This window comes from Halorussus lipolyticus (assembly GCF_029338375.1).
GTDB classification, from domain to species: Archaea; Halobacteriota; Halobacteria; order Halobacteriales; family Haladaptataceae; genus Halorussus; species Halorussus lipolyticus.
Genome location: NZ_CP119804.1, coordinates 1,927,542 through 1,942,954, shown reverse-complemented (window position 1 = coordinate 1,942,954; position 15,413 = coordinate 1,927,542). Strand labels below are relative to the sequence as shown.

The window sequence follows — 15,413 nt, the reverse complement described above, 5'->3', positions numbered from 1 at the left end:
CTTTGAGACGGGAAGTTCCATCCGAAAAGAACGCTCTAATTGCTCGGAGTCACACAGACCCTGTTCGCTCTCGAACCCCGATTCTGCCGGGATTCGGGACGCGGACGGACGCGGAAGTTCCGTGACCCCTCGAAGCCGAAAGTTGATACCGCGCGTTCACGATGGATTACCCATGACAGTTCGTGCCGCCGTCGTGCTGGCCGCGGGTGAGGGAACCCGACTGCGGCCGTTGACGCGCAACCGCCCGAAACCGATGCTCCCCGCCGCCGACCGGCCGATTCTCGAACACGTCTTCGACGCGCTCATCGGGGCCGGAATCGAGCGTCTCCACGTCGTCGTGGGCTACAAGCGCGACCGGGTGCAGGACCACTTCGGGCCGACCTACCGGAACGTCCCGGTCAACTACGTCGCCCAAGACAAGCAGTTAGGGAGCGGCCACGCTCTCTTGCAGGCCCGCGATGCCGTCTCGCAGGAGGACGGCTTTCTCGTCGTCAACGGCGACCAAGTTATCGAGCGCCAGATGGTCGCCGACGTGCTGGACGCCTTCGAGGAGACCGACGGGAGCGCGACCCTTGCGGTCACGGAGCAGGCGGACGTGTCTCACTACGGCGCGGTCGTGATGGACGGCGACCGAGTAGTCGAGTTGGTCGAGAAGCCCGAAACCGACGAGTACCGACTGCTCAACGCTGGCGTCTACGCCTTCGACCCCTCCATCTTCGACGCAATCGAGGCCACGCCCCGAGTGCAGGGCGAACTCGCGCTGACCGACACGCTGGTCCGACTCATCGAGGGGACCGACGGGAGCGGAGAGGGGGTCGATGGGGACGAAACCGGCCGCACGCCGCCCGAGAAGGCCACCGTCCGGGGCGTCGTCACCGGGGAACTCTGGGAGGACGCCACCTACCCGTGGGACCTGCTGGACATGTCGCGCGACCTCCTGCTCCACGGTCGGGTCACCGAACCCGAGCGCGACGATTCGGTCTGGGTCGCCGACAGCGCCACGGTCCACGACGACGCCACCTTGCAGGGACCGGTCGTGGTCGGTCCCGATACCGAGGTCAGACCCGGTGCGGTCGTGGGTCCCTACGCCGCCCTCGGCCGGAACGCGACGGTCGGCGCGAACGCCGTCGTCGCCCGGTCGGTGCTGGACGCCGACGCCCGCGTCGGCCCGAACTCGACTCTGCTCGACTGCGTGACCGGGCAGGGAGTCGCCTTGGGGGCCGAGACCACGGTCCCCGGCGGTCCCGGCGACGTGCGAGTCGGCGACACCGTTTTCGAGGGCCAGCGACTCGGCGCGGTCCTCGCCGACCGGGTGCGGGCCGAGGGCGACGTGAGCGTCGCGCCCGGCACGCTGGTCGCGCCCAGCGCCACCCTCCACACGGGCGTTACCGTATCCGAAAATATAAGCGAGCGCGCCGAGGTATTCCGTTGACATGTGCGGGATAATCGGGTACGCCGGCCAGACTGGGGATACGCTCGACGTGCTCCTCGACGGCCTCGAAGGCCTCGAATACCGGGGCTACGACTCGGCGGGGGTCGCGCTCTCGAACGGCGACCTCTCGGTCTGTAAGCGCGAGGGCGAACTCTACCATCTTCAGGAGGCCGTGGACGGCGCTCTCAACGGCCCGGTCGGTATCGGCCACACGCGATGGAGTACCCACGGCCGGCCGAGCGACGAGAACGCCCACCCGCACACCGACTGCTCGGACGACGTGGCAGTCGTCCACAACGGCATCATCGAGAACTACAGCGAGTTGCGTGCCGAACTCGCCGACCGCGGTCACGAGTTCGACAGCGACACCGACACCGAGGTCGTTCCCCACCTCATCGAGGAGCATCTCGCCGAGGACGCGACCTTCGAGGAGGCCTTCCGGTCTGCGGTCGGCCGACTGGAGGGCAGTTACGCGCTGGCGGCGGTCTCCGACGACTCCGAGGCCATCCTCGCAACGCGGCGGGACTCCCCGCTGGTGGTCGGCGTCGGCGACGACGCGGCCTACCTCGCCAGCGACGTGCCCGCCTTCCTCGATTACACCGACCGGGTGGTCTACCTCGAAGACGGCGAGTTCGCCCGCCTCGAATCCGGGTCGTGGACTGTCTCGGACGCCGAGGGGAAACTGCTCGACAAGTCGATTTCCCGCGTCGAGTGGGACGCCGAGGAGACCGCCAAGAGCGGGTACGACCACTACATGCTCAAGGAGATTCACGAGCAACCCCGCGCCCTCCGGAAATGCCTCCGGGGCCGGGTGGACGAACTCACCGGGTCAGTCGATGTCGAGGCCCTCGAGGGCCTGAACCCCGATTCGGTCCAGTTCGTCGCCTGCGGGACTTCCTACCACGCCGCGCTGTTCGGTGCCCGGACCCTGCGAGAGGCGGGCGTCCCCGCCCAAGCCTTCCTCGCCAGCGAGTACGCCGTCGCACCGCCGCCGGTCCCCGACGACACCCTCGTCGTCGGCATCACCCAGAGCGGCGAAACCGCAGACACCCTGTCGGCGCTCCGCGAGGCCCAGCGCCGGGGCGTCCGGACGCTGGCGATGACCAACGTGGTGGGTTCGACCGCGGCCCGCGAGTGCGACGACGCGCTCTTTATCCGGGCCGGGCCGGAAATCGGGGTCGCGGCGACCAAGACGTTCTCGTCGCAGGTCGTCGCGTGCAACCTGCTGGCGTCCTCGCTCGCCGAACGAGGAGACGCCCGCGAAGTCGTGCAGGCCCTCCGCGATTTGCCCGGACAGGTGCAGGAACTGCTGGACTCCTCGCGGGCGGAGGCGGTCGCCGAGCGGTTCCTCGACAGCGAGGGCTACTTCTTCATCGGGCGTGACTACAACCATCCGGTCTCGCTGGAGTCCGCGCTTAAGATGAAGGAAATAACCTACAAGCACGCCGAGGGGTTCGCCGCGGGCGAGTTGAAACACGGCCCGCTGGCGCTCGTGACGAGCGAGACGCCCGTCTTCGCCATCGTCACCGGCGACGACGAGACCACGGCCAAGACGGTCGGCAACGTCAAGGAGGTCGAAGCGCGCGACGCGCCGGTGGTCGCGGTCACCGACGGGGCCTCGGAGGTCGAACGCTACGCCGACGAGGTGTTGACGATTCCCGAAACTCACCCCCGCATCGCGCCGGTGCTGGCGAACGTCCAGTTGCAGTTGGTGGCCTACTACGTTGCGAAGAAACTGGGCCGGAGTATCGACAAGCCACGGAATCTGGCCAAGAGCGTGACAGTGGAGTAAGCTACTCTTCGGGTTCTGCTGGCGCGAACACTGCCGCCAGTATCCGGATAGACGCCGACCCATCGAGACACGCCGCCACGTCGAATCGCTCGCTCGCGGCGAGCGCCGAACCCGCGAGCGATACCAGTCCCAGTCCACCCAGTACTCCGTTCCCTGCGACGATAGCCGAAGCGAATAACGCACCCGAGACGACCGCGAGGCCGGCACGAACTGGGTCCGCCAGCGCACTCGCTCTCGTCGTTCGACCGACTCGTAGCGTCACCGCGGTTCGGAAGGCGTCGGACGGGATTCGACCGAACAACTCGACGACCGGTCCGAGCGTGCGACTCTCCCGGAGGTCTACCGTCGCCGCGTCCGGTTTTGGGCCGGCGGTTAGCCAGCGATACACCGCGGCCTCACGGCCCCACCGTCCGAGAGTCCGAACACACCGCGCCATCAGCGAGGTGCGAACTGCGGTCAGCGCGGTTCCGAACTCACTGCGGCCCGCACGTCCGTCTCCGCCGACGAGTCGTCGCATCCAGCGAATTATCCGGACGACCGCAGAGCCTTCGAGCGCCGAGGTCTGTTTCTCGGTCATCGTCCCCTCCCGGTCGATGCTCCCGGCATCACTCCTCGGTTCCGACCGCGGTGATGGGACCCTCGACCGTCACGCGACCGAGGTCGAGCGTAACCGTCCGTCCGACTTCCAACTCTTTCCCCTTGAACGTCGGGTCGTCGCCCGCCCCGGTCACGTCGAGTTCGACGCTGAGTTCGACGGTCCGTTTGCGGGGATGCTCGCGCTGTCGCAGTGTCCCGTTCGCGGTCGTGACCGTGACGATGGCGGGACCGACCGACTTGTTCCGGACTGCGACGACCCCGTCGCTACCGACGGGTCCGGTCGAAATCGCGTCGGCCACGTATGGTTGGACCTCCGTCACTTCCATCCGGACGGTCGCGGTCTGGTCCGCGCCAGTGCTATCACCGCCTCCGCCGAGGACGAACGCGCCCCCAACCCCGACGACCGTGAGGACGAGGAGCAGGACGAACGCATCGACCACGTTTACCTTGCCGAAAAGTCGCCCCTTTTCGTCGATTATAGCCATAATTCCGTAACTCCGTCTCCGTGTTTGAATTCGTGGTCGGTCAGCGTGCTAAACTGTTGTGCTTTGCCCTTCGGCGTTCGGTGGAACTGTCCGGCGACGACGAGCGGGTCCTCGCTATCACCTCGGATGAACTAATTTTATATATGTATAGAAAACAAATATATTTCTTTTAGAATTGCTTGTGTTTCTCTACTCGAACGATGGTGGACGCACTGGCGACGGCCACACCCGATTCGAGAATCGGGCGTCGGCGAGGACTGCTCGCTTTTCGACCGAGGAGACCGACGGGCTACCCGAGAGAGACTCGCCGGAACACGCCGATGGCCTCGGCACCGGTCCAGACGACGCCCGCGACGACGACGAATAGGCCGCCGAGAAGCGTCTGGAGGCCCGCCCACGGCGGGAGGACGAACAGCACGCCGTTCACCGCGAGTCGGAGGGTCGGCGGGAACTTCGCAACGATGCCGTAGTCGGCCGACGACCCGGCCGTCTCGAGAGCGGTCGCTGGTTTCCCGGTCGCGCTTTCGTCACCGGTCCCGAGGCGCTCAGCGTCGTATCCACCGGGGACTTTCACGCCCCAGAGAACTTCACCGGACGGGGACACCTCCACGACACGATGACCGCTCGTGTCCGTGACGAGTGTGTTCCCGTTCGGCAAGCGGTCGGCGTCTCGGGGCCACTTGAGTTCTTGGTCGGCCCACACCCACGTCTGTCGCCACTCGCCGTCCTGCCGACTGTACTCCACGATGCGGTTGTTCTCCGAGTCGGCGACCAACACGGCGGGCGGTTCGCCTTCCGCGGTCAGATAATCGGGGTTGTGTTGCTCGAACAGCACGTCGTAGTTGTCGTCGGAGCCGAGCGTGAGCGAGCGGTTTACCCCTTCGTCCAGTCGGACGAATATCACTTGGTCGAAGTTCCGAGGACTCGCCATCACGTACCCGTTCGACAGCATCTCCACGTCGTTGAGGTGCGCCCAGTCGTGTTCGTCGCTGGCCCCGATTTGCTGTCGGTCGAACCCGTCCGAGAGGTTCCACTCCTTGACGATGCGGTCGGTGGTGACGTTGACGACGAGAATGCGCTCCTCGGCGATGTCGGCGAGGAGGAATCGGTGTTCGTCCAGTCGGTCGGCATCGTGCCATCGACTGTTGGTCACACGGGGAGTCTTGGCCGCGTAGAGGCGTTCGACCTCGCCGGTCGAGAAGTTGAGTCGCTCGATGAAGTTTCGGGTACAAGGGTCGCTCTCGAACTCTGCACACGCTTGTCCGGACAGTTTCTCGGCGGCGACGTAGTTCACTGTCCAGCGCCCCTCGGGACTCGGGTCAACGTCGTCGTAGACGTTGTAGGAGTTGTTCACGTACACTTCTCGTCCGGCCGAATCGACCACTACGAGCGTCCCTTTCTCGCGGGCCGACGAGATAGCTCCGTTGACGCTCGTGATGACCGTGTAGTTCTCGGGGCGGTACTCGCTGGCGGTCGGAATTGGTTCGACGGCCGACGAGTCCACTCGGTCGAGCGCACCGCTGTCGCCGCCCGAGTCCAATCGCGCCCCGACGTAGTCTGCACCGACGAGACCAGCGCCGAGGAGAACCAAGAGGAGACACCCGATGCGGAACTGCCGACGACTCACTACGCCGAGGTTCATGTACTACGAATATGGTCAAATGATTCGTAATACACGTTCTGGTTCGAACTGCCCGACGGCCGTCCGTACCGGGCAGTCCTCAGAGGTACTTCCACGACGGAGTCTGACCGCACGCACTCGACCGTTCTGCGCCGATGGTCTCCAAGTAGACCTCCTCGGTATGCGACATGCGGAGGTGACACGACTCTGCTATCTCGGCCTGCCAGTAGAGGTCCGAGAGGTCTTGTGGGGCCGAGTACTGGACGATTTCGACGCCGCGGAGTGCCCAGAGGTCGCCCAGAATCAGGCCGACGGCGGCGACGACGACCACACCAGCGATTACCGCCGGGACGCCATCGTAGCCGAAGTCGGTCTCGGAGGCCTGCGAGACGAGCAGTCCGACGCCGACGGCGAGGAACAGGTAGAGCGGGAGCAGGTCCGGCGGGCCGTCGAGGTCTAATTCGAGAATTTGGACGAGATAGAGTCCTGTTCCCGCCGCGACCCACCACGTCTCTCGGGAGCGCAACGCCGCCCAGACGACGCCGAGACAACCGAGTGCCCCAAAGAGGCTTGCCCGTCCGAGCATGTTCCGCGCCCGGAGTGTCCGGTGCAGAACGGTGCCGGACTCTGATGCGAACAGTTGCGCGAAGACGACCTGATTCAGCAGTGCCGTGACCTCTCCTGCGAGAACGTACGGGGCGACAGCGAGTGCCGTAACTGTCACCATCCCGGCGACGACGCGCCCGAGGTCACGCTGTCGGGAGTGCTGGACGGTGAGACCGACGACGAGAAGCGGGAACACGATACCGAGTTGCCAGTAGCCAGCGGCCGCGGCCGCCGACAGGCCGCTCCAGAACGGTCGCCTTCGATAGCAGAGATAGACGCCCAGCAGACCGAAGAACATGACGTACATCTTCGGGCGGAGTCCGTAGGCAGGGAAGGTGTAGAACAGCGAGAACGTCGGGACGGCGAGACCAGAGACGACGCCCGCGGTTCTGTCGTCGGTGAGTTCGTAGGTCAGTAGCGACGCGAGCGTGACGACGCCGACCAGCAGGCCGCCCATGACGAGAACGTTCAGTTGGTGGGTGACGAGCGGGTCGCCGCCTGCGAGAGCGGCGAGACCGGACGCCGTCGCGTAGGTCAGCGGCGGCTTGACGTCCCAGATGTGGACGTATGGGAGGGAACCTTGGAGCGAGATGAGACCGGCGTACTCGAAGACCCACGCGTCCACGCCGAGCGGTGGCCGACGAGCGGTAAGTACGGGGAGCGTGGCACGAAGTTGGAGAAGTGACGCCACGACGAACGGCACGACGAGCAAGCCGCCGGGCCGGTCCGGAGAGACCTGCCCGGCAGTTTCTCCCATCTTGCGTACCACTCGTCGCAGACCTGTCATCACGTCCGGCACAAAACTCACCACCGTAATCAGTCTTTCGTGACTCACGTCGGAGCGAACTTCGAGGCGGTTTTCGTTACCTAAACCGGGACACGGAGGTTTAACTAACCTGAGAATCGAGGGCAACAGTATGGACCGTCGAACGTTTCTCCGATGGAGTACAGCGGCCACTGGCGTCTTTTCCGCGGGATGCACGCAGTCGGGTCTCTCGCCGCCGAGCGCGCCGCCCCGAACGGAGACCTACGGTCGAGAGCGAGGAGACAACGTGCGTTCAATCTCGACCCGTTCGGGGTGGCTCTCGGGGCAATTCGACGGGACGCAGGCGACGCTCTCGGGCACGCTGGCCCTCGACGACCAAACTGTTCTCGAAGACGACTTCACGTAGTCGGACCCGAGCGAAAGCGAGTTTGGCTGGCGGCTGAGAGAACCCGGCGGGTCGTCGGTCACGCCCCATCCCGACGAGGAGTACGTCGAACTCCAGACGGCGGCGACTGACGAAATCGTCGAACTGATTCAAGACGAGAACCTCCTCGATTTCGAGGCCCATCCTGACTGGCGATTCAACGTCACCGAGCGCAACGCACAATCGACCGTCGGGGCGGCGTGGGAATTCTGGTTCAACAATCCCGACGACCGTGTTCCGTGGTTGTTGCTCGACGCCGGCGGGGGCGGCAACATCGAATCGACGGAATCGGAAGACGACTCGTGTGGTGACGGGTTCTACGTCCGGAAGGACCAACTACTCACGAGGTACGTGGAGGACGGGTCGCCAAAGTGGTGCTGGGACGAGTTCGAGGACGCCCCTATCGACCACTCGGCTCCTCGCGTGCTGAGCATGGAACGTCTCGGGTCCCGCGGGACGGTCAACGCCTACGTTGACGGTCGGTTTCAAGCCAGCCTACAGGCCAGCAACGACCAGTACATTCTCGGCGGCGACGACATCGGGACCGCCATTCGCCTCCACGACCGGGGTGACCACGCGGAGAACGGCTACGTCTACCACGCAAGCATTCAGAAGGTCGGCGTCAAGCGCGCTCGGGGGTCGTTCACTCGAACCTTCCGCACCGACCGCCCCGTCGAGTGGAAACGACTGGAAGTCGTCGGCGAGACGCCGACCGAGACCGGCATCGAGACCCGGTTTCGGCGTCCCGGCGACGACCACTCGTGGCACTCATCGCCCGAGGACGTTCCGGTCTCGGCGGCTATCACGGTCGAAGTGGCCCTCGAAACCGACCGTCCTCGCAGAACGCCTCGAATCCACGAACTGCGGATGTCGTACGACTCGACCTGAGTGTTCGAAACTCAGAGTTTGTATCCGAGTGCTTCCAGTTGCCGGTCCACGTCTTCGGTCGCGGAGTCCGATTCGGGGGCCTCCGAGACGATTTCCTTGCGCTCGCCGTTGTCGTAGACGTGCCACGGTACCTTGACCAGTTCCTCGGTGTAGAGTCCGACGAAGTGGCCGTAGGTCTTCACCGGGATGGGACCGCTCCGGTCGCCGAGGTGTTCGCCGTGGTCGGCGGTCACGACGGTCTTCCCCGGTAGGTCTGCTATCAGTTCAGACACCGAGTCAAGAGCGAGTTCGAGATTCTCGCGGTAGGCCTGCCACAGCGTCTCGTCGGAGACGTCGCTCTCTTTGACCTGCTTCCACATCCCTTTCTTTATCTCGAACTCCTCTCGGCCGGTCGGACCGAGGTAGGGCGTATGGGGCTGGAGATAATGGATGAGAAGTCGTTTGTTCGGGTAGTTGTCGTTCGCCTCACGCGCCTTCTCCGAGACCGGTTCTGGCCCGACAGTCAGTTCTTCGATACTGTCGGCCTCCTCGCCTGCCTTCGACCGAACCGGGACGTACTGATGTAGAGACGACCCGAGTTGGTCACGAATCTTCTGATACCACGGGTTCGCCGAGACGTACACCGTGTCGTGGAGTTCCCGTCCGGTAAAGTTCGCCGTCAGAAACTCGTATGTCGCACCGGCGCGAGAGGTCCGCGATTCCACCCGTCCCCCGTCGGGTGATTGGCGCTCGTACTCGTCGTATCGACACGCGTCGAGAACTATCAGATTGTCCCAGTCCTGCTCAAAGATGTCGATGCCCGCGGGGTTGTAGTCGCACCGACCGAAGCGACTGTGGACGAACGTGTTGAGTTCCACTGCCGTCCGCCACGGATTCCGTAACCCCGTCTTTATTTGGGCCAGACTATACATATGCGTCGGCTTTTCCCCACCACGGTTTAAACTTAGTGAAAGATACTTGTCTTTGCCCGGTCTACGCGTAGCCGAGGTCCTCTAACTGCTCTTGGAGTTCGTCAGAAATCTCGCCGCGGCCTTCGTCGCTCTGGCGCTTCTGGAGCGATTCGACGGCCTCCCGAAGGGTCTCCTCGGGCGACTCCGGCCGGTCGCCGACGTGCTGGAATCCGTCGTCGTGGGTCTCGTAGCCGTAGTAGTCGCTCCCGACGGCGATGCCGTTCAGCGGGTCGTCGAGGGTCTCGACTCGCTCGTCGTCGAGGCCCTTCCGGGCGAGTTGGTCGCGGTGGCCCGGCATCAGGCCGTGGTACTCCACGAGCGCGTTCTCCCGGTCGGAGTCGTCTCGGAGGTCACGTCCCCGCGACTCCACGTCGATACCTGCGAGTTCCGCGACGGTGCGGTGAACGTCGAGGAGGGTCACGAGTCGGTCCGAGGACCCCTCGAATCCGGGACCGTGTATCGAGAGCGGGACGTGGCCGAGTTCGGGATAAGTACCGTAGCCGTGGTTCCACATCCCGTGTTCGCCCAGACACTCGCCGTGGTCCGAGAGCGTCACCACGTAGTCGAAGTCCTCGCGGAGTTCCGCGAAGGTCTCCCGGTAGAGGTCCGAGAGGTACCGAACTTCGTCGTCGTAGGCCCGCCGGAGTCGGTCGGGTTCCTCGACGGTGCCCGCCAAGGCGTCGCCGATAACGACGTTGAGCGGTTCGTCCTCCGACCGGTACTCCTCGGGCGGGTCGTAGGGCGTGTGGGCCTCCATGAAGTTGACAAAGAGGAACTCGTCGTCGCCGAAATCGGTGTCGCGCACTCGCTGGAGAATCGACTGGCCGCCCTCGTCGGGCACGTCCTTCACGAGTCGCTGGTGGCCCCGGAGTCGCCCCAGACCCGCCCGGACCGACGCCACCGTGTCGTTGTCGCTTACCAACACCTCCCAGAGGGCGCGGAGATACTTCTCGGGACCGTCGTCAGCGTGTCGGGCCGCGAACGACTCCCAGTCGAAGATTCGGTCGGCGTCGGCGTGGGTGAATACCCGTCGGGGGACGAACTCCTCGAAGCCTCGGTCCCAGTCCCAGTGGTCGCCGAGGTTGGGGTTGGTCGTCCAGCATCGCGTCGTGTAGCCCGCGTCCCGGAAGGCTTCGGCGAGGACCGGCGACTCCACGTCGAGGCTCGGCGACTTCGCGGTGACACCGGCCTCGGAGGCGTATTGGCCCGTGAACAGCGACGCGTGGGCCGGAATCGTCCAGTTGGCGGTCGAGTAGGCGCTGTCGAACCGTGCGCCGGGGAGCCAGTCGAAATGGTCGTCGAAGGCGTCCTTCCGGAGGGTGTCGAGGACCACGACGGCGACGCTCGTCATATCTTCGTGGAATAAGTTCGAACGTATAGTTGCCACGGTCGCTTACTAATCTCCGGCCGCGAGGACAAGGCCGACGAGGAGTATCGACAGGGCCGCGACGACCACGAGCGCGCCGAATAGCAGTTCTGGAGTCAACGCTACCGATTTCCGGCCGGTGTACCGCCGGATGCCGCTGACGAGCGAGACCTCGCCGAGCGCGAAGCCGACGAGTACCCCGAGACCGACCAAGGTCAGTGTCGGAATCCAGTTGTCTCTCATGCCGACGAGTTCACGGTCGGTATCCGAGTTGTTCGACCGAGACGTATCCGCCGGGGGTCGTCCAAGCCCTGTTTCGAATCCGCGAGAGAGTACATATCCCGTGTATCCAACAACGTGAGTATAAAGCTGTGACTTTTACTCCCGACCCTACCGGTCGTCGTCAGGGATGTAGCGTCTGACGACCGGGACTCGAACGCCGAGGGCGTCCTCTACGAGTTCGAGGATAACACCGTCCTCGGACTGGAGGCCTCCGACGACGCCAGTCAGTCCGAGCGAGAGGAGACCGACCGAAACCAAAAATACCGGAAGCGTAACTGCTGTCAACTCCGTCCAGCGCGAAAGCAGGAGTGCAGTGGGAACGACGATAGCCGGCGGAACGACGAACGTCCGCAGGGTCTCGTCCGAGAGCGGAGTTATATCGAACTTCAGCTTCAGCGTCGCGTAGACGACGGCGTTCAGTGTGATGAAAGAGATAGCAGAGGCGTACGCCGCCCCGACGAACCCGTATCGGGGTATCAACAGGAGGTTCAGTCCGAGGTTGCAGATGAACGCGAACAGGTTCGCCGCGAGTATCGGCGTCGTCTTACCGAGCGCCGAGAGGGTCTCCCGGTTTCGACCGACTGCGGCGTTCGTGAAGAACCCGAACGTAAGCACGGCGAGAGCGGGCGCGGCGAGCGCGTATCTGTCGCCGAAGAACAACGTCACCACGTCTTCGGGGAACGCGACGAAGGCGACGAACGCGGGGAACGTGACGAGGTATATCCACTTCGTCGTGACCGTGTAGATGGACTCGATTTCGTCGCGCTCGTCGGTCGAGTCGAGCCGCGACGCCAATGGGAGATAGAGAAATCCGAACGCGGCGTGAGCCAGCAACAGGCCGTTCGCCAGCGGGTAGGCCGCTCCGTATAGCCCGACCTCCCGAGAGGGCTGGAAATATCCAAGCATCACCGTATCGGTCTTGGTCAACAGGAGCATGAGCGTCGTCGAGACGACGAGCGGAGCCGAGAACGCCGTCATCTCGCGGGCGTACGTCCGGAATCTCCCGACGAGCGGCAAGAGCCGTCGGAGCAGGAGGTGGGCCGCGACGAGCGACGCGATAGCTGACGCCAAGTAGGCGTATCCGGCGGCGTAGATTCCGATTCCGGCTTCGAGGAGGACCCAGAGCAGGAGAATCCGACCGCCCGGATACAGGAGGTCTTTCACGTAGGTCTTGTACATGGTGTGTTCGAACCCTCGAATCGCGCCGACCGTCACCCGGAGTCCGGCGACGAACGGAATCGAGAGGACGAACAGTCGGAGGAGTCGCACGCCCTCCTCGCCGTCGAGTAAGAGCGCGTCGAGCGTTTCGAGGTTCAGCAGGAAGACGCCGGTGACGACCACCGAGACCAGTCCCGTCACGCCGATGCCGGTGAGCCAGACGCCCCGCTTGTCGGCCTCCGCGTCGAACCGGGGCATGTACCGGGGGACGCCCTGTGCGAACCCGGCCATCGAGATGATGCTTCCGAACGAGAGGATGGCGAGGCCGATGCTTATCTCGCCGTAGGCGCTTGGGTCCAGCGCCCGCCCGACGAGGACTCGCTCTATCAGCATCGATGCGGACCCGACGACGGTTCCGAGGAAGACGACGGCCGCGCTGGAGAGCAGTTGGCTCAACTCGCTGTTGGTGTCTGCCATGCTCTCACTCCGCGTATCCGAGGTCTCGGAGCCGTTCGGCTACGTCGTCGTCGTCACCGCTGGACTCGCGTTCGGGCGGTTCCGCGACGATTCGCTTTCTCGACTCGGACTCGACAACCAACCACGGCACGTCCACGAGTTCGTCGGTGTACTGACCGGCGGGGTGGCCCCACTCCCGAATTGGTATCGGAAATGACCGCTCGCCGACCATGTTGCCGTGGTCGGACGTGACGACGGTCTTGCCCGGCAGAGAGTCGAGGAGCGTCTCGACGTGGGGAAGCGCCGTCTCCAAGTTCTCGGTGTAGGCGTCCCAGATGGTGTCGGTGGGAACGTCGAGGCGTCCGCGCATGATGCGTTGCCAGAACGATGGCGGCGCGTCCGGGTCTTCGAGTTGCCCCTTGTCGAAGTCGGTGTCGGACTCGATGAACGGGTAGTGGGGCTGGATGTAGTGGACGACGAGGCGTTTGTCGGGGAACTCGTCTGCGACTTCGAGTGCCCGCTCGGTCGTTGTCTCGGGCGTCACCGTCCCGAGTTCGTCGTCCCAGTCGTCGCCCTGCCAGATGTTCCGGACGGCGTGGAGCGTCGGGTCGAGCCAATCGCGGTGTCGGTAGAGTTGCGGGTTGGCGGTCACGTACACCGTATCGGTCAGGTCACGTCCCGCGAAGTTCCCGCGGAGGAACTCGACGGTGTTCGACCCGCGAGACCGACGCTTCTCGGCCCGGCCGGGGAGCGAGTCGCGTTCGGCGAACATGTCGTATCGGCACGCATCGAGGACGACGAGGTTGTCCCAGTCCTCCTCGAAAATATCGACTCCGCTCCGGTTGAACTCGTACCGTCGTCCGCGACTGAAATAGAGCCTGTTCAGTTCCCGAAGCAGTAGCTTCGGATTGCTCAGACCCCGGCGCAGTTGCGCGCCCGTATACATTCGTGTGACAAATCGACGCCCCGCCCGTGGTAGCCTTTTCGATTCGCGTCCCCCTGCGCGGTCTCCCGCACAAAGACATATTTGTATTTCCCTTAGAAATAATTTAGATTCTAAAAGAAACCCGAAGGTGGCTAAAACCCGGCCGCTGAGGGCGTCCCCCGGCGACCGAACCGCTCTCAGAATCGCCCGGTGGCTTTATACGCAAAGTAGAAAAGTACCCGCTGTCATCGTCTATTCGTGTTGCGAGTGACTCTGCTCGGTCTGGCAGTTCTGCCGCTCCTCGGGGCGGCGCTCCTCCGGCGTCGATGGGCCGTGTACCTACTCGCCCTCGCCATCCCCCTCAAGACGCTCGACGTCGCCGTCGCCGCGAGCCATCCGTTCGACTTGCCCGAACTCGCCTTGCTCGTCGTCTGCGGCCACTTTGCGGTCGGCGTCTGGAACCGGCGCAGTCTGCGACTCGACCGTTCGACGACTGTCGCTTACGCCTTCGCGTTTGCCGTCGTCGCGCTCCTCACGGTGCTGTCTCTAGCTGTCAGACCTGCGAACGTCCTCGTCCATCCCTACGATGTCGCCACTGGTTTCGGTGCCTTCGAACTCGCGCGCCTCTCGTTTACGTCCACGAACGTCACGCAACTGTTTCTTCGGTGGTTCGTGGTCGGCGGTGCCGTCGTCCTCGCACTGACGATGACGCGACGCGAAGTGCGGGTCGTGACCCGATGGGTCGTCCTGAGCGCCGTTCTCGTGGGACTGTTCGGCGTCGCGTATCAGGCGAGCGTCCTCCTCGACGCCGGACTCGCCGACGCGCTCCACCTCCTCGGCTTTCGGCGGTTCCCCGCGTCGCCGTCAGTCGTCGGACCCCTCCCTCGGATGTATTCGTTCACCGGCGAACCGGGTGCGACCGCGAGCTATCTGCTGTACGCTCTCGCTATCGTGACGCCACTCGCGCTCTCTAATCGAGCCAACGACGTGTTCCGACGAGGAGAGGCCGTCGTCGCTGGCGTCGTCCTGTTCGTCCTGCTGGTCCTCACGACGGGCACGACCGGATACGGCGGGTTCGCCGTCTTCGTCGCCGTTCTGGTCGGGACGACGCTCGTCGTCGAGACGGTGCCGACGAGGCGTGTCCTCGCGCTGTCGGTTGCCGGTGTCGTGGTCTCGGTGGTCGGCGGAGTCGCGTTGCTCGTCGTCTCGGGCGTGGACGTGACTTCGATGCTCGCGTACCAACTCGGAAAACTGACGTTCAGCGAGGGGTCGGGGTCGCTCCGCGTCCAGTATCTCCGGTACGCCTTCGAGTTGGTCTCGGTGCGTCCGTTGCTGGGTCTGGGCGTCGGAACCCACCAGACGACGTCGCTGTTCGGGACGATACTCGTGGAGACGGGAGTCGTCGGCCTCGCGCTCTTTGTCGGGTATCACCTCCGGGCCTTCCGGGACTGCGCGATGCTCGAAACCGACTCGGCCTCGGACCGCCCGCTCGCCGTCGCGCTCGCAGTCGGCGGACTCACCCTGTTTCTGACGCTCCTCGTCGCCCGGTCAGCGTCCGCGCTCCAGTTGCCGTGGTACTGGTTCGCCGTCGCCCTCCCGCTTGCGTACACCGGGAGCGCGGTCCGGGATTCGAGTCGGGATAGCTAAGTAGTCCGGCGCGCGATG

The 15,413-nt window shown here is 64.4% G+C and carries 14 protein-coding genes; 5 read left to right on the top strand and 9 right to left on the bottom strand.

All coding sequences use genetic code 11. The features are described 5' to 3' along the window. Positions 1-172 precede the first annotated feature (172 nt). Both P2T57_RS09880 and glmS read left to right on the top strand, forming a co-directional pair. Positions 173-1,432 carry a sugar phosphate nucleotidyltransferase gene (locus tag P2T57_RS09880; protein WP_276299033.1) on the top strand — a complete coding sequence of 420 codons (1,260 nt, stop codon included), beginning with the start codon at positions 173-175 and terminating at the stop codon, positions 1,430-1,432. A 1-nt stretch (position 1,433) separates the two neighbouring features. After that, positions 1,434-3,224, top strand: a complete 1,791-nt coding sequence (gene glmS, locus P2T57_RS09875) for a glutamine--fructose-6-phosphate transaminase (isomerizing) (protein ID WP_276299032.1) — start codon at positions 1,434-1,436, stop codon at positions 3,222-3,224. A gap of 1 nt (position 3,225) precedes the next feature. Here glmS and P2T57_RS09870 read toward each other — a convergent pair whose 3' ends face one another. The 4 genes from P2T57_RS09870 to P2T57_RS09855 all read right to left on the bottom strand — a co-directional run bounded on the left by P2T57_RS09870 (position 3,226) and on the right by P2T57_RS09855 (position 7,290). After that, positions 3,226-3,801, bottom strand: coding sequence for a hypothetical protein (locus P2T57_RS09870; protein WP_276299031.1), 576 nt, complete (start codon positions 3,799-3,801; stop codon positions 3,226-3,228). Positions 3,802-3,829: 28 nt separating this feature from the next. Continuing rightward, on the bottom strand, positions 3,830-4,306 hold the full coding sequence (locus P2T57_RS09865; RefSeq protein WP_276299030.1) for a DUF4330 domain-containing protein: 477 nt from the start codon (positions 4,304-4,306) through the stop codon (positions 3,830-3,832). A 289-nt stretch (positions 4,307-4,595) separates the two neighbouring features. After that, positions 4,596-5,948 carry a hypothetical protein gene (locus P2T57_RS09860; protein ID WP_276299029.1) on the bottom strand — a complete coding sequence of 451 codons (1,353 nt, stop codon included), beginning with the start codon at positions 5,946-5,948 and terminating at the stop codon, positions 4,596-4,598. Positions 5,949-6,027: 79 nt separating this feature from the next. Next, on the bottom strand, positions 6,028-7,290 hold the full coding sequence (locus P2T57_RS09855; RefSeq protein ID WP_276299028.1) for a DolP-mannose mannosyltransferase: 1,263 nt from the start codon (positions 7,288-7,290) through the stop codon (positions 6,028-6,030). Positions 7,291-7,450: 160 nt separating this feature from the next. On the opposite strand from P2T57_RS09855, the gene P2T57_RS09850 reads away from it, so the two are divergent. Together P2T57_RS09850 and P2T57_RS09845 are read left to right on the top strand one after the other, a co-directional pair. Beyond that, positions 7,451-7,705 carry a hypothetical protein gene (locus P2T57_RS09850; RefSeq protein ID WP_276299027.1) on the top strand — a complete coding sequence of 85 codons (255 nt, stop codon included), beginning with the start codon at positions 7,451-7,453 and terminating at the stop codon, positions 7,703-7,705. A gap of 261 nt (positions 7,706-7,966) precedes the next feature. Beyond that, complete coding sequence (locus P2T57_RS09845; RefSeq protein WP_276299026.1) at positions 7,967-8,611, top strand: hypothetical protein; 645 nt, start codon at positions 7,967-7,969, stop codon at positions 8,609-8,611. 11 nt (positions 8,612-8,622) lie between these two features. On the opposite strand, the gene P2T57_RS09840 is transcribed toward P2T57_RS09845, so the two are convergent. The 5 genes from P2T57_RS09840 to P2T57_RS09820 form a co-directional block, all read right to left on the bottom strand. Beyond that, a complete protein-coding gene (locus P2T57_RS09840; protein ID WP_276299025.1) occupies positions 8,623-9,522 on the bottom strand; it encodes an alkaline phosphatase family protein in 900 nt (299 codons plus the stop codon). A 61-nt stretch (positions 9,523-9,583) separates the two neighbouring features. Beyond that, positions 9,584-10,912, bottom strand: coding sequence for a sulfatase-like hydrolase/transferase (locus P2T57_RS09835; protein WP_276299024.1), 1,329 nt, complete (start codon positions 10,910-10,912; stop codon positions 9,584-9,586). A 45-nt stretch (positions 10,913-10,957) separates the two neighbouring features. Further along, positions 10,958-11,170 (bottom strand): hypothetical protein, encoded by a 213-nt coding sequence (locus tag P2T57_RS09830; protein ID WP_276299023.1) that lies wholly within the window; start codon positions 11,168-11,170, stop codon positions 10,958-10,960. A 147-nt stretch (positions 11,171-11,317) separates the two neighbouring features. Next, positions 11,318-12,844 (bottom strand): oligosaccharide flippase family protein, encoded by a 1,527-nt coding sequence (locus tag P2T57_RS09825; protein WP_276299022.1) that lies wholly within the window; start codon positions 12,842-12,844, stop codon positions 11,318-11,320. Positions 12,845-12,848: 4 nt separating this feature from the next. Next, entirely contained in the window at positions 12,849-13,769 is a 921-nt protein-coding gene (locus tag P2T57_RS09820) for an alkaline phosphatase family protein (protein ID WP_276299021.1), read from the bottom strand. 237 nt (positions 13,770-14,006) lie between these two features. On the opposite strand from P2T57_RS09820, the gene P2T57_RS09815 reads away from it, so the two are divergent. Then, positions 14,007-15,395, top strand: a complete 1,389-nt coding sequence (locus P2T57_RS09815) for a hypothetical protein (RefSeq protein WP_276299020.1) — start codon at positions 14,007-14,009, stop codon at positions 15,393-15,395. The last annotated feature ends 18 nt before the right edge of the window (positions 15,396-15,413 follow it).

Coding starts and splice junctions, on each gene's coding strand:
- P2T57_RS09880 (WP_276299033.1), top strand. CDS start 173: ATGACAGTTCGTGCCGCCGTCGTGCTGGCCGCGGGTGAGGGAACCCGA.
- glmS (WP_276299032.1), top strand. CDS start 1,434: ATGTGCGGGATAATCGGGTACGCCGGCCAGACTGGGGATACGCTCGAC.
- P2T57_RS09870 (WP_276299031.1), bottom strand. CDS start 3,801: ATGACCGAGAAACAGACCTCGGCGCTCGAAGGCTCTGCGGTCGTCCGG.
- P2T57_RS09865 (WP_276299030.1), bottom strand. CDS start 4,306: ATGGCTATAATCGACGAAAAGGGGCGACTTTTCGGCAAGGTAAACGTG.
- P2T57_RS09860 (WP_276299029.1), bottom strand. CDS start 5,948: ATGAACCTCGGCGTAGTGAGTCGTCGGCAGTTCCGCATCGGGTGTCTC.
- P2T57_RS09855 (WP_276299028.1), bottom strand. CDS start 7,290: ATGGGAGAAACTGCCGGGCAGGTCTCTCCGGACCGGCCCGGCGGCTTG.
- P2T57_RS09850 (WP_276299027.1), top strand. CDS start 7,451: ATGGACCGTCGAACGTTTCTCCGATGGAGTACAGCGGCCACTGGCGTC.
- P2T57_RS09840 (WP_276299025.1), bottom strand. CDS start 9,522: ATGTATAGTCTGGCCCAAATAAAGACGGGGTTACGGAATCCGTGGCGG.
- P2T57_RS09835 (WP_276299024.1), bottom strand. CDS start 10,912: ATGACGAGCGTCGCCGTCGTGGTCCTCGACACCCTCCGGAAGGACGCC.
- P2T57_RS09830 (WP_276299023.1), bottom strand. CDS start 11,170: ATGAGAGACAACTGGATTCCGACACTGACCTTGGTCGGTCTCGGGGTA.
- P2T57_RS09825 (WP_276299022.1), bottom strand. CDS start 12,844: ATGGCAGACACCAACAGCGAGTTGAGCCAACTGCTCTCCAGCGCGGCC.
- P2T57_RS09820 (WP_276299021.1), bottom strand. CDS start 13,769: ATGTATACGGGCGCGCAACTGCGCCGGGGTCTGAGCAATCCGAAGCTA.